Annotated in this window: 28 protein-coding genes; 12 read left to right on the top strand and 16 right to left on the bottom strand. The window is 65.7% G+C overall.

Annotation, left to right across the window (positions count from 1 at the left end; genetic code table 11):
* Positions 1-284: 284 nt before the first annotated feature.
* From D4765_RS09075 to ychF, 5 genes are all read right to left on the bottom strand, one after another.
* A complete protein-coding gene (locus D4765_RS09075; protein ID WP_136641972.1) occupies positions 285-1,532 on the bottom strand; it encodes an ATP-binding protein in 1,248 nt (415 codons plus the stop codon).
* Between the two features lie 514 nt (positions 1,533-2,046).
* Positions 2,047-2,508 carry a hypothetical protein gene (locus D4765_RS09070; RefSeq protein ID WP_136641970.1) on the bottom strand — a complete coding sequence of 154 codons (462 nt, stop codon included), beginning with the start codon at positions 2,506-2,508 and terminating at the stop codon, positions 2,047-2,049.
* Between the two features lie 168 nt (positions 2,509-2,676).
* Positions 2,677-3,000 (bottom strand): type II toxin-antitoxin system PemK/MazF family toxin, encoded by a 324-nt coding sequence (locus tag D4765_RS09065; RefSeq protein ID WP_201799269.1) that lies wholly within the window; start codon positions 2,998-3,000, stop codon positions 2,677-2,679.
* 13 nt (positions 3,001-3,013) lie between these two features.
* Positions 3,014-3,241: a ribbon-helix-helix domain-containing protein gene (locus D4765_RS09060; protein WP_136641967.1), complete on the bottom strand. Its 228-nt coding sequence runs from the start codon at positions 3,239-3,241 to the stop codon at positions 3,014-3,016.
* An 82-nt stretch (positions 3,242-3,323) separates the two neighbouring features.
* Positions 3,324-4,400: a redox-regulated ATPase YchF gene (gene ychF / locus D4765_RS09055; RefSeq protein ID WP_136641966.1), complete on the bottom strand. Its 1,077-nt coding sequence runs from the start codon at positions 4,398-4,400 to the stop codon at positions 3,324-3,326.
* 89 nt (positions 4,401-4,489) lie between these two features.
* Here ychF and D4765_RS09050 point away from each other — a divergent pair, with 89 nt between their 5' ends.
* Positions 4,490-5,869 (top strand): DNA recombination protein RmuC, encoded by a 1,380-nt coding sequence (locus D4765_RS09050; RefSeq protein WP_136641965.1) that lies wholly within the window; start codon positions 4,490-4,492, stop codon positions 5,867-5,869.
* 28 nt (positions 5,870-5,897) lie between these two features.
* On the opposite strand, the gene glpX is transcribed toward D4765_RS09050, so the two are convergent.
* Positions 5,898-6,887, bottom strand: coding sequence for a class II fructose-bisphosphatase (gene glpX, locus D4765_RS09045; RefSeq protein WP_237280332.1), 990 nt, complete (start codon positions 6,885-6,887; stop codon positions 5,898-5,900).
* Between the two features lie 143 nt (positions 6,888-7,030).
* On the opposite strand from glpX, the gene fbaA reads away from it, so the two are divergent.
* Entirely contained in the window at positions 7,031-8,083 is a 1,053-nt protein-coding gene (gene fbaA / locus D4765_RS09040) for a class II fructose-bisphosphate aldolase (RefSeq protein WP_136641963.1), read from the top strand.
* A 141-nt stretch (positions 8,084-8,224) separates the two neighbouring features.
* Positions 8,225-8,884 (top strand): DUF6264 family protein, encoded by a 660-nt coding sequence (locus tag D4765_RS09035; RefSeq protein WP_136641961.1) that lies wholly within the window; start codon positions 8,225-8,227, stop codon positions 8,882-8,884.
* Positions 8,885-8,922: 38 nt separating this feature from the next.
* Here the strand turns inward: D4765_RS09035 and D4765_RS09030 are convergent, their stop codons facing one another.
* The 3 genes from D4765_RS09030 to D4765_RS09020 are packed head-to-tail and all read right to left on the bottom strand — an operon-like array spanning position 8,923 to position 12,331.
* Positions 8,923-10,500: a transporter gene (locus tag D4765_RS09030; RefSeq protein ID WP_136641960.1), complete on the bottom strand. Its 1,578-nt coding sequence runs from the start codon at positions 10,498-10,500 to the stop codon at positions 8,923-8,925.
* A complete protein-coding gene (locus D4765_RS09025; RefSeq protein ID WP_136641959.1) occupies positions 10,482-11,252 on the bottom strand; it encodes an ABC transporter ATP-binding protein in 771 nt (256 codons plus the stop codon). Before D4765_RS09025 ends, D4765_RS09030 begins: the two co-directional genes overlap by 19 nt.
* A gap of 44 nt (positions 11,253-11,296) precedes the next feature.
* A complete protein-coding gene (locus D4765_RS09020) occupies positions 11,297-12,331 on the bottom strand; it encodes a 4-hydroxy-3-methylbut-2-enyl diphosphate reductase (protein ID WP_136641988.1) in 1,035 nt (344 codons plus the stop codon).
* Between the two features lie 57 nt (positions 12,332-12,388).
* Here D4765_RS09020 and xseA point away from each other — a divergent pair, with 57 nt between their 5' ends.
* From xseA to D4765_RS08995, 5 genes are all read left to right on the top strand, one after another.
* Complete coding sequence (xseA, locus tag D4765_RS09015) at positions 12,389-13,633, top strand: exodeoxyribonuclease VII large subunit (RefSeq protein WP_136641957.1); 1,245 nt, start codon at positions 12,389-12,391, stop codon at positions 13,631-13,633.
* A gap of 9 nt (positions 13,634-13,642) precedes the next feature.
* Complete coding sequence (locus tag D4765_RS09010) at positions 13,643-13,879, top strand: exodeoxyribonuclease VII small subunit (RefSeq protein ID WP_136641956.1); 237 nt, start codon at positions 13,643-13,645, stop codon at positions 13,877-13,879.
* Positions 13,880-13,890: 11 nt separating this feature from the next.
* Positions 13,891-14,553, top strand: a complete 663-nt coding sequence (locus D4765_RS09005; protein WP_136641955.1) for a DUF4245 domain-containing protein — start codon at positions 13,891-13,893, stop codon at positions 14,551-14,553.
* Positions 14,550-15,188 carry a carbonic anhydrase gene (locus D4765_RS09000; RefSeq protein WP_201799268.1) on the top strand — a complete coding sequence of 213 codons (639 nt, stop codon included), beginning with the start codon at positions 14,550-14,552 and terminating at the stop codon, positions 15,186-15,188. The genes D4765_RS09005 and D4765_RS09000 overlap by 4 nt, the downstream gene beginning before the upstream one ends.
* Positions 15,189-15,254: 66 nt before the next feature.
* Positions 15,255-16,658 carry a class II fumarate hydratase gene (locus D4765_RS08995; RefSeq protein ID WP_136641986.1) on the top strand — a complete coding sequence of 468 codons (1,404 nt, stop codon included), beginning with the start codon at positions 15,255-15,257 and terminating at the stop codon, positions 16,656-16,658.
* Between the two features lie 54 nt (positions 16,659-16,712).
* Here D4765_RS08995 and D4765_RS08990 read toward each other — a convergent pair whose 3' ends face one another.
* The 3 genes from D4765_RS08990 to D4765_RS08980 form a co-directional block, all read right to left on the bottom strand.
* Positions 16,713-17,276 (bottom strand): prepilin peptidase, encoded by a 564-nt coding sequence (locus tag D4765_RS08990; protein ID WP_136641954.1) that lies wholly within the window; start codon positions 17,274-17,276, stop codon positions 16,713-16,715.
* Positions 17,277-17,416: 140 nt separating this feature from the next.
* Positions 17,417-18,757, bottom strand: coding sequence for a PhoH family protein (locus D4765_RS08985; protein WP_237280331.1), 1,341 nt, complete (start codon positions 18,755-18,757; stop codon positions 17,417-17,419).
* Positions 18,758-19,007: 250 nt separating this feature from the next.
* Positions 19,008-19,793 carry an isoprenyl transferase gene (locus D4765_RS08980; RefSeq protein WP_136641951.1) on the bottom strand — a complete coding sequence of 262 codons (786 nt, stop codon included), beginning with the start codon at positions 19,791-19,793 and terminating at the stop codon, positions 19,008-19,010.
* 69 nt (positions 19,794-19,862) lie between these two features.
* Here D4765_RS08980 and trhA point away from each other — a divergent pair, with 69 nt between their 5' ends.
* Positions 19,863-20,585, top strand: a complete 723-nt coding sequence (gene trhA / locus D4765_RS08975) for a PAQR family membrane homeostasis protein TrhA (protein ID WP_136641949.1) — start codon at positions 19,863-19,865, stop codon at positions 20,583-20,585.
* Between the two features lie 17 nt (positions 20,586-20,602).
* On the opposite strand, the gene D4765_RS08970 is transcribed toward trhA, so the two are convergent.
* Entirely contained in the window at positions 20,603-20,893 is a 291-nt protein-coding gene (locus tag D4765_RS08970; protein ID WP_237280330.1) for a hypothetical protein, read from the bottom strand.
* Positions 20,890-21,801 (bottom strand): mycothiol conjugate amidase Mca, encoded by a 912-nt coding sequence (gene mca / locus D4765_RS08965; RefSeq protein WP_136641948.1) that lies wholly within the window; start codon positions 21,799-21,801, stop codon positions 20,890-20,892. The genes D4765_RS08970 and mca overlap by 4 nt, the downstream gene beginning before the upstream one ends.
* Before the next feature lie 120 nt (positions 21,802-21,921).
* On the opposite strand from mca, the gene D4765_RS08960 reads away from it, so the two are divergent.
* Positions 21,922-22,398 (top strand): DUF4307 domain-containing protein, encoded by a 477-nt coding sequence (locus D4765_RS08960; RefSeq protein WP_136641947.1) that lies wholly within the window; start codon positions 21,922-21,924, stop codon positions 22,396-22,398.
* Between the two features lie 125 nt (positions 22,399-22,523).
* A complete protein-coding gene (gene greA, locus D4765_RS08955; RefSeq protein ID WP_136641946.1) occupies positions 22,524-23,012 on the top strand; it encodes a transcription elongation factor GreA in 489 nt (162 codons plus the stop codon).
* A 56-nt stretch (positions 23,013-23,068) separates the two neighbouring features.
* On the opposite strand, the gene ilvA is transcribed toward greA, so the two are convergent.
* Positions 23,069-24,322 carry a threonine ammonia-lyase gene (gene ilvA / locus D4765_RS08950; protein WP_136641945.1) on the bottom strand — a complete coding sequence of 418 codons (1,254 nt, stop codon included), beginning with the start codon at positions 24,320-24,322 and terminating at the stop codon, positions 23,069-23,071.
* Positions 24,315-25,523: an AI-2E family transporter gene (locus D4765_RS08945; RefSeq protein ID WP_136641944.1), complete on the bottom strand. Its 1,209-nt coding sequence runs from the start codon at positions 25,521-25,523 to the stop codon at positions 24,315-24,317. Before D4765_RS08945 ends, ilvA begins: the two co-directional genes overlap by 8 nt.
* A 40-nt stretch (positions 25,524-25,563) precedes the next feature.
* On the opposite strand from D4765_RS08945, the gene D4765_RS08940 reads away from it, so the two are divergent.
* Positions 25,564-26,754 (top strand): winged helix-turn-helix domain-containing protein, encoded by a 1,191-nt coding sequence (locus D4765_RS08940; protein ID WP_136641943.1) that lies wholly within the window; start codon positions 25,564-25,566, stop codon positions 26,752-26,754.
* The last annotated feature ends 3 nt before the right edge of the window (positions 26,755-26,757 follow it).

Raw genomic sequence — 26,757 nt, 5'->3', positions numbered from 1 at the left:
GGTTCGGGGGTGGGCACGGCGGGCGAAGCGGGGGCCGGAACCGGAGTCGGAGTGAACCTCGGTGCGGGGGTGGGCGTGGGAGTCGGCGTCGCGGTGGGCGTCGGCGTGGCCGCGGTCGAGTGAACGGCGTTCAGGTCGAGGCCGATCGCCGCGCATCCGGTCGCACCGCCGACGATGAGTGCGCACACCAGCACGGAGCGCGCTGCGCGGGAGAAGAAAGGCACACTTCATACTGCCTTGGGCTGTGGGCGTCTGCAGTCCTCATTTGCGCCGACACCGGATGCTCACAACTCCCAGAGCGCTGAGATGGGCAACCCGTAGAGGCCCCGCGAGAACTGGTAGCCCTGGTCTGACGTGTTGAGTACGACTCCGCCCAAAAATCTTTCACCGGCTCGGGCCGCCAGAGCGCTGAGCCCAGAGAAGTGTTCGGCTTTGAACGTCTTCCCCGCCTTCACCTCGACCCCGAAAACTGAGCCGTCAGCAAATTCGATCACCACATCGACCTCGACACCGTTTCTGTCGCGGTAGTGAAACAGCTCGAACTCTTCGTCGCTCCAGCCCGACTGTTTCATCAGCTCCTGAACCACCAGGCCTTCGATGAGTGCGCCGAGATGGTCACTGCCGTCGAAAGACTTCAGCTGATTTTCGGTAAGCCGACTCAACCGCACGGCCAGAGCAGAATCGTTGACGATCGCTTTCGCTCGGCCAACCTCTCTCTTTGTGAGGTTGGGCGTCCATGGAGGGAGCGTAGCGATCAGAAACAGAGTTTCAAGAAGATCTAGATAGCCGCCGATCGACGACGCGGGAATGTTCGCTTGCGCTGCAATACGCGCCTTCACGAGCTCGCCCGACTGATTGGCGGCCAGAAGGCGCATCACAGAATCGAGACGAGCCGGCTGCGTGTCTCGTCGAATCTCGACGGCGTCGCGTTGAAGTATGCGGGAAAGATAGCTGTCGAGCCAGACATTGCGGAGCCGACCTGACAGGCCCTGGGCCTCGGGATATGAACCACGAGAAAGAGCTTCAACGTAGTCGTTGCGTTGCCAGGTAGTGGCGAAGTCGACAAACCTCGCACCCTGCCTGACAGCACTGGCGAAGTCGCCGCGCCGACGGGCCAGCTCGTCTTGGCTGAACCCGTGGAGCGCGACCGTGACGGCCCGCCCCGCCAGGCTGTCGGGCGTTCGTTCGAGTCGAAGAAGGTTCAACGAACCCGTGAGGATGAATCGCCCGGGGCGCCTGTCTCGGTCGACGCTCGCTTTGACCGCCAGGATAAGCCCAGGCGCTCGTTGAACTTCGTCGATGACGATTGTCGCTGCCGGGTTCTGATCGACGAACCCTCGAGGGTCGGCTCGCGCCGCGTCGAGCGATGCTTCATTGTCGAGGGTGAAGAGTCGGGATTCGCGGCCCTGAGCAAGTCTCTGAGCGAACGTGCTCTTGCCCACCTGCCGTCCGCCCTGAATGACGAGCACAGGAAACGCCTCCTGCGCTTCCCGCGCAAACGGCAACAGATTTCGCTCTATCAGTTCGGGCACAACCACAGCCTAGCCGAGTTGAGCATTTATCCCGCAGTTTCGCTGGCCCCTGCTCGTAGGTTCGCTGCCTCGCGCTCGTTGTTTCGCTGCCTCTTGCTCGTCGTTTCGCTTTCCCTGTGGCCTGCCGAGTAGGACATCTGCGTGTCCGCGTCAGTGCTCCAGCCGCTGTTTCGTCAAAATCAGTTGAGCCCCGCTGCCGATTGCAATCTCTACCTCGAGGTCGCTGCCCACCGGAGTGAACCGGAACAGGCTGCTGCTGATGGCCAAACCTCTGTCATACACTTTGTGCAGCCTGACTTAGTCGACCTCGGCCAGCACGAAGCTCCTGCCGTTGTACTCGAGCTCGTATGTCGTGGCTTCCATACCCGAACAGTAGCGCTCAGCGCTAAGCGGCGGCCTATATCTGGCGCGGCAGATCTTCAGACGTCATAGCGGATGCTCACTCACTGAGACCCTGCGCCGCGGCACGTGCCCTCCACACAGGTCGACGCATGATCAAGCCGTCGATGAGAGACTATTTGCGGACGCGACGCAGCTGTGAACCCGAGACCAGGAAGATGGCGCCGAGCCCACCAGCGAACAGGCTCACCCCGTACGCGAGTACCGATGTCATGAGCGATGTGCGGAGGGACGCGCCCGTCGACAGCGACAGACTCTGTTTGCGGAGTTCAGCCGCCTCGTCGCTGCCAGCCTCGACACCGCGCAGGGCCGCACTGATGTCGGCAAACGTACGCCCGCCGGCACCGCGCTCGGCGTTGCTCTTGATGACGAGCGCCTCAACGTAGGCCGTCACTGGCCCCTGTACGCGCTTCCCCGCGAGGATGGGCGCATTGGGAGGCACCGTGATCCCCTCGTCGTGCAACTGCTTGGTGACCGTGATCCACGCGCCTGCCCCGGCGGCAACGAACAACGAACCGGCAGCGATGGCGAGGGCTCCGACGCGGCGAAGGGCGAAGGCAGTGGGTAACGACGTCAACGGTCATCCTCTCGTGGCGCGAACGGCTGGAAGATCATCCGGGGCCGCACTTCGACCTTAGATGGATCCAGGAGCATGCCCAACCCGAAGCGCCCTGACGAGCTCGCTACTGGTTCGCTACGAACTCCGCAGCGTCACCGTCGTGACCCCTCCCTTGAGTCTGCGTAATCACGGCAGAGCGAGGAAATCACGAAGCCATCCGTCGACCTCACGCATTGTGGCAGCGTCAACTACACCAGCCAGGTCGAATAGGCGCTCGCGCGTGATTGCTCGCGGCTGTTCGGTCATCGCGTATGTCTGTTGAACAAGCGCGAGATTCGCACCCCTCAATGGCACGTGGTTCGGCCAGCCGCGGTTTGTTGTGGTCGCGGGCACAACGATGGCAAGCGTGTCGGCCTGTTGCAGGTAGAGGTCACTTGCTACAACGAGCGCTGGTCTTCGACCGGCCTGCTCTCGCCCGCGCACGGGATCGAGTTCAGCCCACACGACCATTCCCCGACGAAGTTCAGCCACCATTGTTCGTGTCACTCAGGGCGACATCCCAATCGCGGAACTCATCCCAATAACTCTGGTCGGCGCCTCGAAAGGCTCGACCGAACGACTCCATGCGCGAACGCCGCTCGTAGCCGTCGAGCAGCCCCTCGATGAACCCAGCAGCCGACACACCCCGCTCGCGCGCGTCGCGGTTGATTCGATCGCGCAGTTCCTCTGGAACTTTGATTGTCGTCACCATCAGGTAAGTATACGCGGAGGTATACCAAAGGGGCTACTCTTCAGGTGGTTGATTGTCGCTTCGGCGAAGCGATACCACCCTCCTAAACGTTGAAGCGGAACTCCACCACGTCACCGTCGTGCATCACGTACTCCTTGCCCTCGATGCGCACCTTGCCCCGCGCCTTGGCCTCCGCCATCGACCCGGCCTCGATGAGGTCGTCGAACGAGACGATCTCCGCCTTGATGAAGCCTTTCTGAAAGTCGGTGTGGATGACGCCGGCGGCCTGCGGGGCCGTCCAGCCCTTACCGATGGTCCAGGCGCGCGACTCTTTGGGGCCGGCGGTGAGGTAGGTCTGAAGGCCCAGGGTGTCGAAGCCGATGCGGGCGAGCTGGTCGAGGCCCGACTCGTCTTGGCCGGTCGAGGCCAGCAGCTCGGCGGCGTCTTCGGGGTCGAGGTCGATGAGCTCAGACTCGAGCTTGGCGTCGAGAAAGATGGCCTGGGCGGGCGCGACGAGCGCGGCGAGGGAGGCGAGCGCAGCGGGGTCGCCGAGAATGCCTTCGTCGACGTTGAAGACGTAGATGAAGGGCTTGGCGGTGAGAAGCCCGAGTTCGCGGATGGGTTCGATGTCGAACTTCGGTGCGCTGGAGAGAGGCTTGCCCGCATCCAGAATCGCTTGCGCGGCCCGAGCGGTATCGAGCACGATGGGCTCGATGCGCTTGGTCTTGACCTCTTTCTCGTACCGGGCGACAGCCTTTTCGAGGGTCTGCAGGTCGGCGAGTATCAGCTCGGTGTTGATGGTCTCGAGGTCGCTCGCGGCGTCGACCTTGCCGTCGACGTGCACCACGTCGGGGTCACTGAAGCCGCGCACGACCTGCGCGATGGCGTCGGCTTCCCGGATGTTCGCGAGGAACTTGTTGCCGAGCCCCTCGCCCACGCTCGCACCTTTGACGATGCCGGCGATGTCGACGAACGACACCGGTGCCGGCAGCAACCGCTCGCTGCCGTGGATGCCGGCGAGCGCCGCCAGGCGGGGGTCGGGCAGGTTCACCACGCCCACGTTCGGCTCGATGGTGGCGAACGGGTAGTTCGCCGCCAGAACCTGGTTTTTGGTGAGCGCGTTGAACAGGGTGGACTTGCCCACATTGGGCAGCCCGACGATCGCAATAGTAAGAGCCACGAGCATCCATCGTACCGGCACCGGCTGCAGTTGGCGGCGGGCCGGGGTCGTGAGGGGCCAGTGTCGGATGCCCCTGCAAGACTCTGCGCATGGAGACAATCGTTACTCTGCTCATCGGTCTGGCCGTGGGTCTCGTGCTGGGCGTTGTCGCAGCGCGCCTGCTCTTCGTTCGCGGCGCCGCAGCCGCCGCGGCCGAGACCGCCGCCCTCGCAGCCACCACCGCCGCCACCGGCGCAGCAACTGCGGCCACCGCTGCGGGGCTCCGCGAACAGCTCAGCGACGCCCGGGAGCAGTTCGCCGAGCGCCACGCGCAGCAAGAGTTGCAGCACCACACCCAGCTCGCCCGCCACGATGCCCAGTACCGCGAGCAGATCGGGCAGCAGGAGGAGAGGCTGGCCGAGTTCCAGCAACGGCTCGCCGAGATTCAGAAGACCGACGCCGAGCGCGAGAGGTCTGACGGCCGGGTGCTCGTGGCGCTGAGCCCGGTGCAGGAGAGCCTGCGGCTCGTTCAGGCGAAGGTCACCGAGCTCGAGGAGCAGCGCCGGCAGCAGCACGGCGAACTGAGCGAGCAGCTGCGCTCGGCAACCGAATCAGAGGAGCGGCTCCGCACGACGGCAGAGTCGCTCGCCTCGGCCCTGCGCTCGAACAGCACCCGCGGGGTGTGGGGCGAGACCCAGCTCCGCAACGTGGTCGAGGCGGCGGGGCTCCTCGACCGGGTCGACTTCTCGGTTCAGTCGAGCATCACGAGCGACAACGGCGCGGGGCGTCCCGACATGGTGGTGCACCTACCGGGAGGCAAGAACATCGCCGTCGATGCGAAGGTGCCGTTCACGGCGTATCTCGAGGCCAGCCAGATCGCGGCCACGGCAACAGGCCCCGAGGGTGCCCGGCGCGCCGAACTGATGAAGGGGCACGTCAAGGCCGTGCGCGATCACATCACTGCGCTTGGGTCGAAGGGGTACTGGGCCGGCCTCGACGCGAGCCCTGAGCTCGTGGTGGCGTTCATTCCGAGCGAGTCGCTCATCTCGAGCGCGATGGAGGCCGACCCGAGCATCATGGATTTCGCATTCAGCAAACGCGTCGCCCTCGTCTCGCCCGTGACGCTCTGGTCGCTGCTGAAGACGGTGGCGTTCAGCTGGCAGCAAGACGTGCTCACCCACGAGGCCAAGACCCTGTTCGACCTCAGCAAGGAGCTGTACGGTCGCCTCGCCGTGACGGCCGGCCACATCGACAAGCTCGGCCGTACCATTACGACGAGCGTGAAAGACTACAACGCCTTCGTCGGCTCGTTCGAGCGCAACGTGTTCTCCACCGCGCGCAAGCTGAACTCCCTCGACGAGTCGACGGTTCTGAAGACCGTCGAACCCATCGAGGAGACCACACGCTCGCTCACCGCCACCGAGCTGGTCGCCGAACTCGACCTGGCCAGCGACCTCTCGAGCATCGGCGACCCCAACCGATTGATCTAGAGGCGAAACGCAGCAGACGAACGGCTCGCTAGAGCCATTTGTCTGCCTGGTGGTCGGCCACGATGCGGCGAATCGTGCCCGAGTGCGAACGCAGCACGATGCTCTCGGTGCGAATGATCGGCCCCTTGCGGCGAACGCCGTTCACCAGCCCACCGTCGGTCACGCCGGTGGCCACGAAGAACGTGTTGTCGCTCGACACGAGGTCGTTCGCTTCGTACACGTGATCCATCTTCAGCCCCGCGTCGATGCCGCGCTGGCGCTCGTCGTCGTTGCCGGGGCGCAGGATGCCCTGAATGAAGCCGCCCAGAGCCTTGATGGCGCACGCGGTGACGATGCCCTCCGGGCTACCCCCGATGCCCACGCACATGTCGGTGCGCGTCTCGTACCGGGCCGCGTTGATGCCGCCGGCCACGTCGCCGTCGAGCAGCAGTCGGGTGCCCGCACCCGAGGCGCGGATCTCGTCGATCAGCTGCGCGTGCCGCGGCCGGTCGAGCACCGCGATCTTCATCTCGGAGACGTCTTTGCCCTTGGCCTTCGCCAGGGCCCGGATGTTCTCACCGATGGGCTTTCGAATGTCGACGACCCCGATGCCCTCGGCCCCGGTGACGATCTTGTCCATGTAGAACACCGACGAAGCGTCGAGCATCGAGCCGCGGTCGGAGACCGCCATGACCGAGATGGCGTTCGGGCGGCCCGCGGCCGTCAGCGAGGTGCCGTCGATGGGGTCGACCGCGATGTCGCAGGCCGGGCCCCGGCCGTTTCCGACATGCTCGCCATTGAACAGCATCGGCGCCTTGTCTTTTTCGCCTTCACCGATGACGACGACCCCGTCGAAGTTCACCGTGCCGAGCAGCAACCGCATAGCATCCACAGCCGCGCCGTCGGCGGCGAGCTTGTCACCCTTGCCGATGTAAGGCCACGCACGGATGGCGGCCGCCTCTGTTGCACGCACCAGTTCGAGCGCGAGGTTGCGGTCGGGGTGTTCGAGATAGAGGGAGGGGAGATCGATGCTGGTCACGACTGATCCTTCGTTCGCATGTCGGCGAGATGGGCGGGCAGGGTGCGGCGCGCCTCGCTTACAGATTAGCGGTCGTGCCGCGCAGACCCCCGGGTTTCTCGAGGCTCGGTATGCTGGAGGCGACATCAGCACAAAGGAGACTCATGCCCATCGCAACGCCCGATCAGTACGCTGAAATGCTCGACAAGGCGAAGACGTCGGGGTTCGCATACCCCGCCGTGAACGTGTCGTCGTCGCAGACGCTCAACGCCGTTCTGCAGGGGCTCAGCGAGGCGCAGTCCGACGGCATCATCCAGGTCACCACCGGCGGCGCCGACTACTTCGCCGGCCAGAAGGCCAAGGCCGCATCGGGCAGCGCGCGCGCCACCGGTGCTCTCGCCTTCGCTGCGTTCGCGCACGAGGTCGCCAAGAACTACCCGATCACGGTGGCACTGCACACCGATCACTGCCCGCAGGGCGCGCTCGACACCTTCGTACTGCCGCTCATCGCGGCCAGCGAGACCGAAGTGAAGGCAGGCCGCAACCCCATCTTCCAGTCGCACATGTGGGATGGTTCGGCCATCGCGCTCGACGAGAACCTGAAGATCGCCGAAGAGATGCTGAAGCGCACGAAGGCCATCAACGCCATCCTCGAGGTCGAGATCGGCGTTGTCGGCGGCGAAGAAGACGGCGTCAGCCACGACATCAACGAGCATCTCTATACGTCGGTGTCGGATGCCCTGGCCACCGTCGAAGCGCTCGGGCTCGGCGAGAACGGTCGCTACATGGCCGCCCTCACCTTCGGCAATGTGCACGGCGTGTACAAGCCGGGCAACGTGAAGCTGCGCCCCGAGCTTCTGAAAGAGATTCAAGACGGCGTCTACGCGAAGTACGCCTCGAGCCTCGGCAGCAACACGAAGCCCTTCGACCTCGTCTTTCACGGCGGCTCAGGTTCGAGCGACGCCGAGATCTCCGAAGCCGTGTCGAACGGTGTCATCAAGATGAACATCGACACCGACACGCAGTACGCGTTCACGCGCTCGATCGCCGGCACCATGTTCAGCAACTACGACAGCGTGCTGAAGGTCGACGGCGAGGTGGGCAACAAGAAGATCTACGACCCGCGGGCCTGGGGCAAGATCGCCGAGACCGACATGGCCGCCCGCGTCATCGAGGCAACACAGCAGCTGGGGTCAGCCGGGCACTCGGGCCACTAGCCTCTGCCGGGTGGTGGATGCCCGGGGCCCGTCTCCGCGCATCCACCACCCGTTCAGCCAGACCCTGCGCCCTGCCCCTGCGCAGCACCGACTTTCGCACAGCACAGACATTCGCACAGCCGAGTGGGAGAGACTGTACTCATGCCTGACGAACGCCCCCGCCCGAAGTACGGCGAGCTCGCGCCCGAAGGTTGGCAGTGGACACCACCTGCCCCTCCCGCGGGCAGCGACGTACCGGTGCCCTCCGGCGAATCCACTGGTAGACCCGCTGACGCAGAACCACGCTCGGCAGACCCCCGTGCGACCGGGACCTCGACCGATGGCCGCTACGGCGGCCCCGCAGCTCCCTACTCCGGCGCGCCCCGCCCCTACTCCCCCGCGCCGCACGGCCGCGACGGGCTCACCGGCACCGCGGCGGGCCAGCGGCCCGTGCGGGTCGGCGATGTCGCCTTCACGGCTCTGATCCTCTTTCTCGGGGTACTGTTCTCGGCGAGCATGCTTCCGGCGCTGTTCGACTTCAACACGGTGCTGGCCCAGGCCGCGGCATTGCAGGGCTACGGCACCTACACAGCGAGTGCCGCAGCGAGCACCGCGGGCGTGATCGCCGGCGTGGTGACGATCATGCTGCAGCTCGGGTCGATCGTGGTCTGTGTGCGGCGCATCGCCGTGCGGCGGCTCGCGTTCCCGTTCGCCCTTATTTTCGGCGTGGCCACGTTTCTCGCCTGGGTCGTCGCCATCTCGTTCGCGTTCTTCAACGACCCGTCGTTCGCGCAGCAGCTCATGACGCGCCCGACGCCGTAGCCGATTCCAGGGTTTTCTCGAAAGCGCGAGCGGGCGGGTCACGCCCCGCGAAGCGCCTTGAGGCGGGTGAGTAGGTCGGGGCCTGTGCGGTCGAGCAGTGCTCCACCGACGCGAATGCCCACGACCGCGAGCACCGACCCGAGCAGCACCCCCACCACGAGCGCGAGCCAGCCGAGCAACGGCAACACGAACACAATGCTCAGCACCGCGAGCACGATCTCGGGCAGAACCAGCACGAGCAGTATTCCCCAGGTCGCGAACGAGCTGAGCGCGGTTGTGAGACCCGCGCCGGGCGCCGCCTTGAACGGGTTGTCGCCCGACGCCGGCACAGCAACGATGACGCGCGCCGACGACACGCTCGTGAGGCCGAGCCCGGAGAGCATCGATCCGATGGCGAGGCCGAGCAGCGCGGGCAGGTTCGCCCACGACTGGGTCACCGCGACCGAGGCGATGGTCAGAACAACTACGAGCGGCAGCCCGAATGACCCCAGCGCTGCGGCACGGCCGAGCCGGTCATCCCGACCCCGCACGCCATCGGCGAGGTGGGTGGCGAACGCGGTGCCGTCGTACGAGATGTCGGTGTAGATCGCCAGGGTCAGCAGAAACGCGATGATCGGCCCGGTGAGGTTCAGCAACGCGAGCGAACCCGAGGTGTGCGAGTAGAAGTAGAGCAGCACGGGAATGGCGGGCACGACGATGAGCTGGCGTGCGTACCGCGGGTCGCGGCGCCAGTAGGTCAGCGAACGGGCGGCGATCGCCCCCGCCGGGGTGGCCGGCAGCACACCGAACAGGCCGATCTTTCCCCGGCTCACACTGCTGCGAGCGGATGCCCGGGGGGTCACCAGCGCAATCGCCAGGCTGCGCCGCCACACCGCGAAGAGCAGTGCGAGAGTGGCGAGCGCAATGAGCAGCTTCAGCGCCGCCGCCGCACGGTCGCCCGCCGCGATATCGGCCGGCACAGCCCAGGCCGCACCGAGCGGACTCCAGCTGAACCCCTCGGCGAGCCCCGGCAGAGCGTCGGCCGACTGGCTGACGCCGCGGGCGACCCCGAAGATGATGGGCCCCAGCAGAATGAGCGGGATGAAGATGAGAATGCCGCTCAGCTCACGAAAGCGGCGCTGCGACGACAGGCTCACGCTCAGGGCGGCGACCATGCGCGAACCGACCACGCAGGTGAGTACACCCACGACGGCGGCTACGAGCGCCGCAACCGCAGCCAGCGGCGACCGCGACCAGGTGGCGATCGTCGCCAGCGCCGCGATCGACGTGATGATGCCGGGCACGCCGAGCACTCCGGTCAGAGTAAGACCGGCGAGCATGGTCTTCATCGACAGCGGAAACTGCACGAGCCGCGCCGGGTCGAGAGTCTGTTCGATACCGGTGGCCACCAGGGGAATGACGATCCAGCCGAGCACCACGGCCGATCCGGCCAGCACCACAACCGTGCTCGCGAGCTCGACGGGCGCGAACCGCAGCGCGACGAGCCCCGACACGGCAACGAACAGAACGCCGAGGCCGTAGAGCGCCCCGATGATGACGGCCACCAGCTGCCAGGGGCTGCGCTTCAGGGAATTGCGCAGAACCAGGAACCGCAGCTTCAGGAGTGACGCAACCATTCGGGCCCCTCTGCGTGGTGGCGGCCTCCGACGAGTTCGACGAAGCGGTCTTCGAGCGATGATTCGCCCCGAACCTCGTCGACGGTTCCGGCGGCGAGCACACGGCCGGCCGAGACCACGGCGACGTGGTCGCACATGCGCTGAACGAGATCCATGACGTGGCTCGAGACGATCACGGTGCCACCGCCCCGCACGTAGTCGGTGAGCATGTCGCGGATGTTCGCCGCCGACACCGGGTCGACCGATTCGAACGGCTCGTCGAGCACGAGCAGCCGCGGGGCGTGAATCAGCGCGCAGGCGAGGGCGATCTTCTTCGTCATGCCCGCCGAGTAGTCGACGACCAGTGTTCCGGCCGCGCTCTCGAGGTCGAGCAGGCGCAGCAGGTCGGCCACGCGCTCGGCGACGGTGTCGCGGGCCATTCCGAAGAGCAGCCCGTTGTAGGTGACCAGTTGCTCGCCCGTGAGGCGGTCGAAGAGCTTCACGCCGTCGCTGAGGTTGCCGACGAGCCGCTTCGCTTCAAGCGGGTGCTGCCAGAGGTCGACGCCGTGGATGAGCGAGTGCCCGGCATCCGGTCGCAACAGGCCCGTCGCCATCGACAGCGTCGTGGTCTTGCCGGCACCGTTCGGGCCCACGAGCCCGTAGAACGAACCGGTGGGAACCGTGAGGCTCAGGTCATGAACGGCTACTTTGTCACCGAAGTGTTTGGTGAGCCCCCGCAGTTCGAGAGCGGCGGTGCTGGGGTCTGACGGCATTGGGATCCCTCCTCTTTGCAGCCCACCCTAGCGAGAGCGAACCGTCAGGGGCGGGTGCGCCCGCCGATGGCACGTGAATCGGTATTGCCGCTCGCATCGTGCCGCAGCTCTTTCGGTAGCGAGAAGATCAGGTCTTCTTCTGCCGTCTGAACGGTCTCGATGTCGCCGTAGCCGGCACCTGCCAGGTCGTCGAGCAGTTCTTGCACGAGAACCTCGGGTACGGATGCCCCTGACGTGACCCCGACCGTGTTCACACCGTCGAGCCACTCCTGCTTGACCTCGTGCGCATAGTCGACGCGGTAGGCGGCCTTCGCCCCGTACTCGAGCGCGACTTCGACGAGCCGCACAGAGTTCGACGAGTTGGCCGAACCGACAACGATGACGAGATCACTGCCGGCGGCGACCTTCTTGATGGCCACCTGGCGGTTCTGCGTGGCGTAGCAGATGTCGTCACTCGGCGGGTCTTGCAGGTTGGGAAAACGGGCGCGCAGGCGCCGAACCGTCTCCATGGTCTCGTCGACGCTCAGCGTGGTCTGCGACAGCCAGACGACACGGTCGGGGTCGCGAACGACAATGGTGTCGGCTTCGTCGGGGCTGCCGACGAGCGTGGTGTGCTCGGGCGCCTCTCCGGCGGTGCCCTCGACCTCTTCGTGGCCGGCGTGGCCGATGAGCAGAATCTCGAAGTCGTCGCGGGCGAAGCGCACGGCCTCACGGTGAACCTTGGTGACCAGCGGGCAGGTGGCGTCGATGGCCTGCAGGCCCCGGTCTACGGCCCCCTGCACGACGGCAGGCGACACTCCGTGGGCGCTGAAGACGACGTGCGAGCCCGGCGGAACCTCATCGACCTCGTCGACGAAGATGGCTCCCAGCTTCTCGAGAGTGCTCACCACGTGGATGTTGTGCACGATCTGCTTACGAACGTAAACCGGCGCGCCGTACCGCTCGAGCGCCTTCTCAACGGCGACCACCGCCCGGTCTACTCCTGCACAGTACCCGCGGGGGGCGGCCAGCAGAACCCGTTTGGGGCCACTGACAGGGGTATCCTTTAGCCTGTTGCGTACGCCGGGAATTCTCGGCATTGGCAGGCTGATGGTTGCGTTACTCACGTGCCAATTCTACGTGCAGGAGGTACGCGCATGGCCGACACGAATGACGTTCCCGGCGCACCCACATTCGAGAGCCCCTGGCCGGTCTCGCTGTTCTCGAGCAAGATCAAGGCCTACATCGACCGGCTCGGTACGGCATGGGTCGAGGGCGAGATCACCCAGTGGGGCGTCAGCGGCGGCAATGTCTACGGCAAGCTGAAAGACACCACCGACGATGTCACGGTGGGCTTCAACATCTGGTCGTCGGTGCGCGGCAAGATCCCGGCTGACCTGAAACAGGGCGACCGGGTCATCGCGCTGGTGAAGCCGAACTACTGGCTGAAGGGCGGCACGCTCACCATGCAGGTGTTCGAGATGCGCCACATCGGCCTCGGCGACCTGCTCGAACGTCTCGAACGCCTGAAACAACAACTGGCGAGCGAGGGGCTGTTCGACGCGTCTCGCAAGAAGCGGCTGCCGTTTCTACCGGGCTGCATCGGGCTCATCACGGGCAAAGACAGCGACGCCGAGAAAGACGTGCTGCGAAATGCCCAGCTGCGCTGGCCGTCGGTGAAGTTTCGTGTCGTGCACGCGGCCGTGCAGGGCGACCGGGTGCCGCGCGAGGTCATCTCGGCGCTGCAGCAGCTCGACGCCGATGCCGAGGTCGACGTCATCATCGTGGCCCGTGGCGGCGGCGACTTTCAGAACCTGCTCGGCTTCAGTGACGAGGGGGTGCTGCGAGCGGCGGCGGCGTGCGCCACCCCGCTGGTGAGCGCCATCGGGCACGAGGCCGACCGGCCACTTCTCGACGAGGTGGCCGACCTTCGGGCATCCACTCCCACCGACGCCGCGAAACGGGTCGTGCCCGACGTTTCAGAAGAGTTGAACAAAGTCGAACAGGCCCGTGCCCGCCTCAGCTTGAGGGTGACCGCGTTCGTGCGCGGTGAGATCGACCGCATCGAACAGGTGCGCTCGCGCCCAGTGATGCTGAACCCCGCCTACATCGTCGACTCGCGGGCCGAAGAACTCACCCGTTACGTGTCGCGCGGGGTCGAGCTCATGCACCGTACGCTCGAACGTGCGTCAACGTCGACCAGCGAACTGTCTGCTCGGCTTCGCGCGCTCTCACCCCAGAGCACGCTCGACCGCGGGTACGCCATCGTGCAGGTCGACGGCCGGCACATCGTGCGCCGGGCTCCGGATGCACCGCGAGACTCCTCGCTCACAATCACTCTTGCCAGCGGTTCTGTACAGGCTCGCTCGCTGGGTGAGGTCACCTCCACCACCCGCGATTAGGATTGAGTCATGCCACAGACCCCTGTTTCAGGCGATGCCCGCCTCGACGTGAGCGCCCTCAGCTACGAAGAGGCCCGCGACGAGTTGGTACGCGTCGTGAGTGAACTCGAGCGGGGCGCATCCACCCTCGAGCAGTCGCTCGAACTGTGGGAGCGGGGCGAGGCGTTGGCCGGCCGGTGCGAAGAATGGCTCATCGGCGCAAAGACGCGGCTTGATGCTGCGCGCGCGGCCCAGGCCTCGGAGTAGGTGCGCCGGTCGTGAGCGCACAGAAGGCACCCCGGGTCGTCGCCGAGCTCGGCCGCCCCGAGACCTATGAAGAGACGGCCGCCCGCAAGGCCGAACAGTCTCGCAAGTACCGGGCGAACAAGACCATCAACAATCTCTGGCTCTCGCTCATCGTCTGCGTGGGCGTGGTGATCGTCATCGTGCTGCTGGTGCCGCGCAACGACTCCTCGCAGCTGGCCTCCGTCGACTACCGCTCGGTGGCCACGAGTGCCCAGGCTGCGCTGCCCGTTCCACTCGCCGTGCCCGACCTGCCCTCGAACTGGAGCGCGAACGCCGCCGAGATTCGCACCGGCATCGACAAGACCCCGGCCTGGTACATCGGCCTCATCACCCCGGTGAACACCTTTCTCGGGCTGAGCCAGGGTGTCAACGGCACTGACAACTGGCTCGCCGATCAGGTGCACAACACCATCGCGTCGGGCACGACCACCATTGCCGGCGTGCAGTGGACCATCTATGACAACCGCACCGCTACCAGAGATGTAGGCAACGTGAATTACGCACTCACCACGCAGTCGGGCGCGAGCACCTACGTGCTGTTCGGCAACGCCAGCGACGGCGACTTCAGAACCGTTGCGACAGCCCTCGCTGCGAACGTCGAGGCACAACCCGCGACGGCGATGGTCGCCAAATGAGCGCCTTCGACGCCACAGAGCCAGCAACACCGGCCAAGGTGTGGGCCGAAATGATGCGAGGCAACGAGCGCTTCATCGCCGGCACGCCACAGCATCCTCGGCAAGACGTCGACCGGCGTCACCAGCTGGCCGAACGCCAGACGCCGCGCGCCGCCCTCTTCGGCTGCAGCGACTCGCGACTCGCCGCCGAGATCATCTTCGACAAGGGGCTCGGCGACCTATTCGTTGTGCGAAACGCGGGTCAGGTCATCTCCGAATCGGTCGTCGGCAGCCTCGAGTACGCGGTGAGCGTTCTCGGTGTGAAGCTCATCGTTGTACTCGGGCACGATGCGTGCGGCGCCGTTCAGGCCGCCGTCGACTCGGTCGATCCGTCGGTGGCCTCCCTGCCGCCGCACATCGCGAACCTCATCGACAAGATCGTTCCGTCGGTGCGCCGTGTCTCCCAGGAGAGCGACGGCCCCATCGACCCGAGCGTGGTGGGCAGGTACCACCTCGAAGACACCGTCGCCGAACTGCTCGAGACCTCCGAGTTGATCTCAGAGGCCATCGCTGAAGGGCGCCTCGCCATCGTCGGCGCCAACTACCGGTTGTCAGAGGGTCGGGCCACGCCCGACCTTGTTGTCGGCAACATCTAACGAAAGGAAAACCACGAAGTGGTGGAGAACTCCCCCAACGGCACGCCCAGCAGCACGCCGCCCAGCATCGAGAGCAATGCCGAGTACCGCATCGAGCACGACACCATGGGCGAGGTGCGTGTACCGGTGAACGCCTTGTACGGCGCACAGACACAGCGTGCCGTCGAAAACTTCCCGGTCTCGGGCGACGTTCTTGAATCGGCCCAGATCGCAGCGCTCGCGCGCATCAAGAAGGCGGCGGCCCTTGCCAACGCCCGGCTCGGCGTGCTCGACGAAGCCATCTCCGCGGCCATCGCAGCGGCCGCCGACGACGTCATCGCTGGTGGCTACGGCGACCAGTTCCCCATCGACATCTACCAGACCGGCAGCGGCACCTCGACGAACATGAACATGAACGAGGTGCTGGCCTCGCTCGCCACCGCCCGTCTCGGTTCGAAGGTGCACCCGAACGACCACGTCAACGCGTCGCAGTCGTCCAACGACGTGTTTCCCACCTCGGTTCACGTCGCCGTGACCCAGGCCCTCATCCACGACCTCATTCCCTCGCTCGGGCACCTCGCCGAGTCGCTCGAGGTCAAGGCCGAACTGTGGAAGACCGCCGTCAAGTCGGGGCGCACCCACCTCATGGATGCGACGCCCGTCACCCTCGGCCAGGAGTTCGGCGGCTACGCCGCCCAGATCCGTCTCGGCATCGAGCGCGTCGAAGGCACGCTCAAGCACGTCGCGGAGGTTCCCCTCGGCGGAACAGCGGTGGGCACGGGAATCAACACCCCCGCCGGCTTCTCGCAGCTCGTCATTCAGCTACTCGCCGAAGAGACCAAGCTGCCCATCACCGAGGCTCGCAATCACTTCGAGGCGCAGGGTGCGCGCGATTCGCTCGTCGAGGCATCCGGAGCCCTGCGGGTGCTCGCGGTGAGCCTCACCAAGATCTGCAACGACCTGCGCTGGATGGGCTCTGGCCCGAACACCGGTCTCGGCGAACTGCACATCCCCGACTTACAGCCCGGTTCGTCGATCATGCCCGGCAAGGTCAACCCCGTGATTCCCGAAGCGGTGCTGCAGGTGTGCTCGCGTGTCATCGGCAACGACGCCTCGATCGCGTGGTCTGGTGCGTCGGGTTCGTTCGAGCTGAACGTGGCCATTCCCGTCATGGGCACAGCGCTGCTCGAGTCGATCCGCCTGCTGTCAACCTCGTCTGTACTACTGGCAGACAAGACCATCGACGGGCTCGAGGCCAACCTCGAACGCGCCCGAGCGCTGGCCGAGTCGTCACCGTCGATCGTCACCCCGCTGAACCGCATCATCGGCTACGAGGCTGCGGCGAAGATCGTGAAGCACTCGGTGGCGAAGAGCCTCACCGTGCGCGACGCTGTCATCGAGCTCGGGTTCGTCGAACGCGGCGAGCTCACCCTCGAGCAGCTCGACACCGCGCTCGACGTGCTCTCGATGACGAGGCCGCCCCAGGCCTGACCTGCGCCGCCGGCACACCCGCCGCGCGACCGGCAACCGTCGAGAGGGTATTCATCAGGTGAGTGCGGCGTAGGCCACCCAGAACCCGAACAACAGAGCGGGGCCGAAGGCAATCGTCTTCGGCCCCGCTCTGTTCGTCACCCGTGCCCGGGCAGCCTGGCCGAGCGCCAGCACTCCCCCGGCCGCTACCGCCATCACCAGAGCGCCCGCCATCGCGGCCACGAGAGCCGTCGGGCCGCGATCGGCCGTGGCCAGCGTTCCAGAAAGCAGAGCGGCAAGCTTCACGTCACCCATACCGACCACCCCGGTGGCCCTGAGCAACGCGAACAGCGCAAAGCTGCCCGTCGCGGCCAGCAGCACAGCGGGCATCCGGGGGCCGAGCGCTGCCGAAACCGTGAGCGCTGCGAACCCGACCGCGATCATGCCATTCGGCAACCGTCGCCACGCCAGGTCAGCCGCGACAAGCGGCGGCGTCACAACCGCCATTACAGCCGCCGCCAGCAGCGGTGCCGCCAGCGCCACCGCGCCCGACCCGGCTGCCGCCCACGCCTCACCTGGGCGCAGCACCACTACCAGGGCCACCACAGCGCCCGCCATCCAACACGCTGCCTTCTCCATGCGGCGACTGTAGCCACCCTGCCCCACGCCGCGCAGAAGTTATCCACAGCCCGCGCACAAGACGGCCACGAGGGGGCGGCGATCGTGCCCCCCGGTGGCCGTCTCAGCGCGGCGCCAAGCCCATTCGCCAGGCGCAGCCGCTAGGCGAGCTCGTTCGACTCAAGCATCTCGGTGACGAGCGCCGCGATGGCCGAGCGCTCCGAACGGGTCAGGGTGATGTGCCCGAACAACGGGTGACCCTTCAGCGTCTCGATGACCGACGCGACGCCGTCGTGCCGGCCGACGCGCAGATTGTCGCGCTGCGCCACGTCGTGCGTCAGAATGACGCGCGAGTTCTGCCCGATGCGCGACAGTACGGTGAGCAGAACGTTGCGTTCGAGCGACTGCGCCTCATCGACGATCACAAATGCATCATGCAGCGACCGGCCACGAATGTGGGTGAGCGGCAACACCTCGAGAATGCCGCGCTCCACTACTTCGTCGAGCACGTTCTGCGACACCAGAGAGCCGAGCGTGTCGAACACCGCCTGCGCCCACGGGTTCATCTTTTCCGACGCGTCGCCCGGCAGAAAACCGAGCTCCTGGCCACCTACTGCGTACAGCGGCCTGAACACCATAATCTTCTTGTGCTGTTGCTTCTCGAGCACGGCTTCGAGCCCCGCACACAGGGCCAGAGCAGACTTCCCTGTACCGGCTCGACCCCCCAGCGAGATGATGCCGACCTCTTGGTCGAGCAGCATGTCGATCGCGATGCGCTGCTCGGCAGAGCGGCCGTGCAGCCCGAAGACGTCGCGGTCTCCGCGCACCAGCTGAAACGTGTTCTTGCCATTGACCCGCCCGAGTGCCGAACCGCGATCCGAGTGGATCACCAGGCCGGTGTTGATCGGCATCTTCTCCACCAGCGGGGTTTCGAGCTCTTCCTGATCCCACAGCTTCGACATGTCAGAGGCACTCAGCGTGATGTCATCGAGCCCCGTCCATCCGGAGTCGACGGCGAGTTCTGCCCGGTACTCTTCGGCTGCCAGCCCGATCGAGGCGGCCTTGACCCGCAGCGGCAGGTCTTTCGAGACTACGGTGACGTTGAGCCCGTCGTTCGAGAGGTTCATGGCCACAGCGAGGATGCGCGAGTCATTGTCGTGCAGCTGCAGACCCGATGGCAGCACCGACATGTTCGAGTGGTTCAGCTCGACCCGCAGGCTGCCGCCAGCGTCACCCACCGAGATGGGAAAGTCGAGGCGCTCGTGCAGTACCCGCAATTCATCTAGGTTACGGAGGGCCTGCCGGGCAAAATATCCGATCTCCGGGTCGTTGCGTTTCGCTTCGAGTTCAGAGATGACCACGACAGGCAAAACCACCGGATGCTCGGCGAACCGAAAGATGGCCTTGGGGTCAGACAGCAAAACCGAGGTATCTAACACGTAGGTACGCTCGGTTTGGGCGGTGCTGGTCGTGACGGACTTTTGAGTTTTCTGATCGGGCACAAGTACTCCAACCCCGGGCGGCGAAGCTCGCGCCCGGATTTCTCCGGCGAAGCGGCCCTTCAGTCTCTTTCAAGACCGAGTCGGTATCGAAACGTACGTATGTGGCCGCTTCGATCAGGTGCCATACCTGATGGCTTCAAGCTACGACCGTCAGCGCCGCTCTGGCGAATCGACACGCCACCCTTGCATCTTCAGGAAGGTTAACATTGCGTTACGCGATTCACCCTCAGGTGGAGGGTTAGAGAGGCCGTCAGCTGCCGAAGCGGCGGTGCCGTCGGCTGTAGTCGCGGAGGGCTCGCAGAAAGTCGACCTGGCGAATGTCAGGCCCCAGCGCCTCCATGAAATAGAACTCACTGTGGGCGCTCTGCCAGAGCATGAAGTCGCTCAGCCGCTGCTCGCCCGAGGTGCGGATGACGAGGTCGGGGTCGGGCTGGCCGCCGGTGTACAGGTGGGCGCCGATGAGGGCAGCGTCGAGGTTCTCGGCGAGGTCGTCGAGCGTGTGCCCGGCCGCCTGGTGACTTCGGATGATGCTCAGCACGGCATCGGCGATCTCTGTTCTGCCGCCGTACCCCACCGCGAGATTGACGTGCAGGCCGGTATTGCCTGCCGTTGCCCCTTCGGCTGCGGCCAGGGCATCCACCAGCCGCGTGGGCAGGCCCTCGTTGCTGCCGACGTGTTTGATGCGCCAATTGCGCCCGTTGGCGAGTTCTTCGGCGAGCCGCGCGATGATCTCGATGAGAGCGACGAGTTCTTCTTCGCTGCGGCTCTTCAGGTTGTCTGTCGACAGCAGGTAGAGCGTCGCGACGGAGATGCCCAGGTCTTCGCACCACTGCAGAAACTCGACCACCTTGGCCGCCCCGGCACGATGGCCGTGCGCGGCGGTTTCGAGAAAGTTCTGCTTGGCCCACCGGCGATTTCCGTCGATGATCATGGCGACGTGGTGCGGCAACTGGCCCTCGTCGAGTTCGCGGCGCAGGCGTTTCTGGTACAGCCCGTAGAGCAGCCCTCGCCCCGGGGAATCCTGCCTGTTTCGCACGCACCTACGCTACCGGTCGCTGGCGCAAACTCCCAGCGGGCTGCAGGCGAGCCCCAGTACTCTGGGAGTATGCCTGAACCCATCCCGCACCTGCCGTTGTTCGAGGCGGCCGATGCCGATGCGAATGGGGCAACGGGCGCCCCGCCGCTGGAGGTCAAACCCACTTGGCGCGGGTGGATTCACGCCGGCACGTTTCCGGTGGCCATCGCCGCGGGCATCGTGCTCGTCATCGTCGCCGAGGGCCCGGCCGCGAAGGCGGCGAGTGCGGTCTTCGCTCTCACCTCGCTGTTGCTGTTCGGCAATTCGGCGCTCTATCACCGCTTCAACTGGAAGCCGACGACCAAGCGGCTGTTGAAGCGCATCGACCACGCCAACATCTTTCTGCTGATCGCCGGCACCTACACGCCCATTGCCGTGCTGGCCCTGCCACCCGGCAAGGGCACACTGCTGCTCATCCTGGTGTGGGTGGCCGCCGTGCTGGGAATTGGTTTCAGAGTGTTCTGGATCGACGCGCCACGCTGGCTCTATGTGCCGCTGTACGTGCTGATGGGCCTCGCCGCGCTGCTGTTCATCGTCGACATCTTCAACGCGAACGCGGCCACGATGACGCTGGTGCTGGTGGGCGGCCTGAGCTACACGATCGGCGCGGTCATCTACGGCCTGAAACGGCCGAACCCGTGGCCCGGCGTGTTCGGGTTTCACGAGATCTTCCACGCGCTCACGCTGATCGCGTTCGCGTGCCACTGGGTGGGTATTCTGCTCATCGCAACGCACCCGCCGTTCAACGGCTGAGCCGGGCGGGGCGCGCCTCAGCCCCTGCGCTTGCCCTTCGCTGCAGCCTCAGCAGCAGCAGCCGCTTCGGCGTCGAGCTTCTCGGTGACCTGCTGGCGCAGGTTCACGCGCCTGATGCGACGAACCATGTCGATGATGAGCAGAACCGCCGCAACAGCCACGAACAGCGTGATGACAAAACCGATCGTGCCCGGAGTCACGGTGTCGGGGTTGTAGTTCGGGTCGGTGGTGGGAGTGGGAGTCGGGGTGTCGTCAGCGAGCAGGGTGAAGGCCCACGACTGCACGGTGGAAACCGCGTAGAGCATCATTCTGCGGCTCCGCTCGGTGCAGCGTCAGCGGCCTCAGGTACCGGCAGAGCGTCGTCGATGATGCCCTCGAAGAAGTCGGCCTCGAACCCGTCACCGCGCTCGGGCAACGGCACCTTCGAGTCGACCAGCTGAAAGTCTTCGTACGGCCAGGCCTCCCGCTGCAACTCGTTCGGCCAGAAGAAGAACGAGCTTTCGGGCGAGACCTGCGACGCGTGTGCCAGAAGCGCTGAGTCGCGAGCCTCGAAGAAGGCCCCCGCGGGAATCTGTGTGGTGGCGAGAAACGGGCTCTCGGTCATCCAGCGCCGCATGCCGGTGAAGGCTTCGAGCAGCGGGCTCTCGGGGTCGGTCGCCACGAGAAGTGTGTGAATCGACTGCATGCGCTGGTAGCTGAAGATGCGGTCGTAGTAGAGCTTCGAAACCTGCCAGGCCTCGCCGAGTTCGGGAAACTGCTCAGGGTCGGCCGCTGCGGCGTACGCCAGAACCGAGATCTCGTGGCAACGGATGTGGTCGGGGTGCGGGTAGCCGCCCTTCTCGTCGTAGGTGACGAGCACCTGCGGCTTGAACTCGCGAATGAGCTTCACGAGCGGGCGCACGCTGATCTCGGGCGGGATGCTCGCGAAGGCGTTGGCCGGGAGAGGGTCTCCCTCTTCGGGCAGGCCTGAATCGGCGTAGCCCAACCAACGATGCTCGAACCCCACGGCCGCCTGGGCTGCCGCCATTTCGACCCGGCGGAGCCCGGTCATGTCGCGCTCGGCGCGCGGGCGCTCGGCGAGGTTGTCGTTCAGCACACTGCCGCGTTCGCCGCTTGTGCAACTGACAACCATCACCTCATCGCCACGATTCACGTAGTAGGCGTATGTTGCGGCGCCCTTACTCGACTCGTCGTCGGGGTGGGCATGGACGGCCATGAGACGCAGTGACAGGTGTCTCAACTCCTCAGGAAAGCGAACTACCCTAATAACTAGGTCGTGCCAGCGATTTCTGCACCCGACCAGACTAACGTTTTCAAGAAGAGAGAATCGAACGCTGTGAGCGAAGACGAGCTGAGCGAAGACGGGCCTTTCGCCGCCACGATGGCGCCGCTGGCACCATCGTCGACGGCCGCCCCGGCCTCCACCGTGCGGGCCGAACGCTACGGCAGCACGCAGAAGACCCGGCATCGCGGGCGGGTCATCGCACTCGCCTTCGGCGGAGCAGTGGTACTGGTGATCGGCTCGTGGGTCATCTGGGCCGGGCTCGACGGAACACAATCCACGGTTGATGCACAGGATAAGGCGCACACCATCGTGAGCAACACCCGTGTCGACGTCACGTTCGACGTGTCGGCCGACCGCGGAAAATCGATGGCCTGCGCGGTGGAGGCGCAGAACGAGTCTCACGCGGTGGTGGGCTACAAGATCGTCGACATTCCGGGCTCACAGCAGCGCACGCAAGAGATCACGACGACCGTACTCACCGTAGAGCCTGCCGTCACGGGTTTGATCGACAGCTGCTGGCTCACGTAGACTTTCGTGATCGCTCGGGAGACGCCACTAGGCTGCCCGGGCTCATCACTTTTAACACGGTGCATGACGGCCCACCACGGCCCATCACGCCCCACCAGCACACACGCAACGACAAGGGAGTTTTCATGGCAGAGCAACCAGACGTCAGCTGGCTGACGCAGGCGGCATACGACCGCCTTGCGAACGAGCTCGAATACGCATCGACGACGGGCCGGCAGGAGATCACCGACAAGATCCAGTCGGCGCGCGAAGAGGGCGACCTGAAAGAGAACAGCGGGTACCACGCCGCGAAAGACGAGCAGGGTAAACAAGAGGCGCGCATCCGGTTTCTCATCAACCTGTTGAAGACCGCACAGGTCAGCGAGGCGCCAGAGAGCCACGGCGTGGTTGTTCCCGGCACCGTCATCACGGCAACCGTCGCCGGTGACGAGACCGTTTTTCTCCTCGGCAGCCGCGAGATCGCAGGCCAGAGCGACCTCGACGTCTACTCGGAGAAGAGCCCGCTCGGTGCGGCCATCATCGACCTCAAAGTGGGCGAATCAACGACCTACGAGGCACCCAATGGGCGTGCCATCTCGGTGAAGATCCTCAAGGTCGAGAACTACACCGGCTGAGCCATCGAGGCAGATGGATGCTCAGCCGGCGCAGTGCGCGTCGCCGGCGCTCTGCCTCAGTCTTCGTCGAGCTGCACGTCGTAACCGGCCTCGACCAGCTTCGCCACCACCTCGGCGCGATGCTCGGGGCCCCGCGTCTCGACGCTGAGCTCGAGTTCGACCTCACTGAGTTGAAGCCCACGCCCGTGGCGCGTGTGCAGAACCTCGATCACGTTGGCGTTCGCTTCTGCCACGATCTCGGCCGTGCGGGCGAGCTGGCCCGGCCGGTCGGGAAGCATGATGCGGAGCTTGAGATAGCGGTCTGACGCGGCCAGGCCGTGGCTGATGACCCGCTGCATGAGAAGCGGGTCGATGTTGCCACCCGAGAGAATGACGACCGTCTGCCCCGAGGCCGGGATGAGACCGGCCAGAATGGCCGCCACTCCCACCGCGCCGGCCGGCTCGACGACGAGCTTCGCCCTCTCGAGCAGCACCAGGATCGCGCGGGCGATATCGGCCTCGCTCACGGTGACAACCTCGTCGACAAGCTCTTTGATGATCTCGAAGTTCAGCAGCCCCGGCTTGGCAACCGCGATACCGTCGGCGATCGTGGCGGAGGTGTGGATGAGTGTCGGCTCACCCGCGGCCAACGACACCGGGTACGCGGCCGCGTTGGCCGCCTGCACACCGATGACCCGCACGGTTCGACCCTCGGCCGCCGCGCGCTGCTTGACCGCGCTCGCCACGCCGGAGATCAGGCCGCCCCCACCGATCGGAACGATGATCGTCTCGAGCCCGGGCGCCTGGTCGAGAATCTCGAGCCCCAGGGTGCCCTGCCCCACGATCACATCGGGGTGATCGAACGGCGGAATCAACACCGCACCGGTCGCAGCCGCGTACTCCGCCGCCGCCTTCAGCGGTTCTTCGACAGTGTGGCCGCGGAGCAGCACGTCTGCGCCGTAGTCTCGGGTCGCCTGCAGCTTCGGCAGGGCCACGCCCAGAGGCATGAAGATCGTCGCCTTGATGCCGAGTTCACGCGCGGCGAAGGCCACACCCTGTGCGTGGTTTCCGGCCGAAGCCGCCACCACACCGCGGGCCTTCTCTTCATCGGTGAGCCTCGACAGCCGGTAGTACGCCCCGCGAATCTTGTACGCACCCGTGCGCTGCAGGTTCTCGAGCTTCATCAGAACCTCGGCCCCGAGCACCTCGGTGAGGTAACGCGAACTCTCGAGTGGCGTGACCTGCGCCACACGCGCCACCACCGCACGAGCCGCTTCGATTTCGGCCAGCAACGGTACGGCCGACAGGGTCTGTGCGGGGGTCTCAGGCATTGAGTTGGGGTTCTTTCGGTTCGGCTCGTGAATGCCAGACGCCACTCGCGATGTACTTCACGATCACGTTCAACACGGCGATGAAGGGCACCGCGAAAAACGCGCCCGGTATACCAGCGATAATACTTCCCCCGGCTACAGCCAGAACGACGGCGAGTGGATGCACTTTCACCGCCGTTCCCATCACGAGTGGTTGCAGCACATGCCCCTCGACCTGCTGTACGAGCAGAACGACTCCCAACATGATGAGTGCCACCACCCAGCCGTTGTAGATCAACGCAATGAACACGGCTACGGCCCCTGTGAGCACGGCGCCCACCACGGGAATGAACGAGCCGAGAAAGACCAGTACCGCGATGGGAATCGCCAGCGGAACCTGCAGGATGAGCGCGCCGGCACCGATTCCCACGGCATCGACGAAAGCCACCAGTATCTGCACCCTGATGAAGCTCTGCAGGGTGCTCCAGCCGGCCTTACCCGCGCCGTCGACCGCCTGGCGAGCTCGCTTCGGGAAGACCCGAACGACCCACTGCCAGATGCCCTGGCCGTCGATCAGAATGAACAGCGTCGAGAACAGCACCAGCAGCACCCCGGTGAGCACGTGCGTCAGCGTCGAACCGACGCTCAGCGCGCCGCTGACGAGAGCCGAGCTGTCGTTCTGCAAAGCGGTGAAGATCTGGCCGATGTAGCCGTTGATCTGGTCGTCGGAGAGCTGCAGCGGGCCCGTGTGCAGGTAGTCGCGCAGCATGTTGTACGACGCGGTGCTCTGCGTCTTCAGGTCGGCGTAGCCCGAAGACACCTGCGTGGCCACCAAGAACCCCAGACCTCCGATGACGATGAACACGCTGAGAATCGGCACGACAACGGCGAGCCACTTCGGCCAGCCGTGACGCACCAGAAGGTTCTTGAACGGTACGAGCAGCGCCGCCAGCACCACGGCGATGAACAGCGGAATGACCACCAGCGAGAACTGGGCGATGAGGTACAGCAGCACAGCCAGCGCACCGGCAATGACCAGCAGCCGCCACGCCCAGGCCCCAGCGATCTGCATTCCGGGCGGCACCGACCCCACTGCTTCGGCTGCATTCGCCGCGGCGTGCGCCACGGTCTCGGTTTCGGCTGCGACCCGTTTGCGGGGTGCCACTGCGGGCCGCCGAGAGAAGAGCCCCGGGCGGCGGCGGGCCTGGTCTGAGTCTGACATGACCTCATTCTAGACAGCGCCTCACGCTACGCTCGAAGACGTGGTTGCAACGATTTCGCCGGGTTTGGCTCGCAGGGTGGCGCTGGGGGCGCAGGGGTTCGGGCGGGCATCCGGAAGCCAGCCGGGCGTGCGCCAGCTCAACGCACTGGTGGGGCGGCTCGGGCTGCTGCAGATCGATTCGGTGAACGTGTTCGAGCGCAGCCACTACATGCCCGCGTTCTCGCGCCTCGGGGCGTACGACAAGGCCGAACTCGACCGCGTCACCTACGGCAAGCGCATGATCGAGTACTGGGCGCACGAGGCGTCGTTCATTCCGCTCGAGACGTTGCCTCTGATGCGCTGGCGCATGAACGACTACCGGGTTCGGGCCCTCGCCGAAAGCGATTCGTGGGCGGCGGCGAACCCACAGATGATCTCGTGGCTGCTGGCCGAGCTCGCCGAGAAGGGGCCCCTTGCGGCGAGTGCCATCGAGCACGAATCGAACGTTCGCAATGGTCCGTGGTGGGGCTGGTCAGATGTGAAGCGGGGGCTCGAGACCCTCTTTCGCTGGGGCGATGTGGTCACCGCGGGCCGCACCCGCTTCGAGCGGGTGTACGCGTTGCCGTCGCAGGTGCTGCCGCCCGCCATTCTCGATGCCGAAGTGCCGCGCGCTGAGGCCGTGCGCCAGCTGGTCTCGATCGCGGCTCGTGCACACGGTATCGGTACCGCCGCCGACCTCGTAGACTACTTTCGGCTGAAGGGGGTGGATGCCCTGCCCGCCATTCACGAGCTCGAAGAGTCGGGCGAGCTGCTGCCCGTCACGGTCGCTGGGTGGCAGAAGCCGGCCTGGCTGCACCGCGATGCCCGGCTGCCACGGCGCATCGAAGCGGATGCCCTGCTCACGCCATTCGACCCCGTGGTGTGGCTGCGATCGCGGGCGGAACGCATGTTCGACTTTCACTACCGCATCGAGATCTACACGCCCGAGCCGAAACGCGTGTTCGGATACTACGTTCTGCCGGTGCTGCTCGACGAGCGCATCGTGGGCCGCGTCGACCTGAAGAACGACCGCCAAGCGGGGCTCCTGCGCGTACAGGCGGCCTGGATCGAGCCGAACCCGCCCGACGGCACCGCCGAGCGTCTCGCCGCACTCCTGCGCCGCACCGCCGCCTGGCAGAACCTCTCTGACGTCACGGTCGCTCCCCGCGGCTCCTTCGCCGCGCCCCTCGCCGCGGCCCTCGCCGCCCCCTGACCC

It is taken from the genome of Subtercola vilae (genome assembly GCF_004923255.1).
In the GTDB taxonomy this organism is placed as follows: Bacteria; Actinomycetota; Actinomycetes; order Actinomycetales; family Microbacteriaceae; genus Subtercola; species Subtercola vilae.
This window is presented reverse-complemented; position numbering and strand designations above follow the sequence as displayed.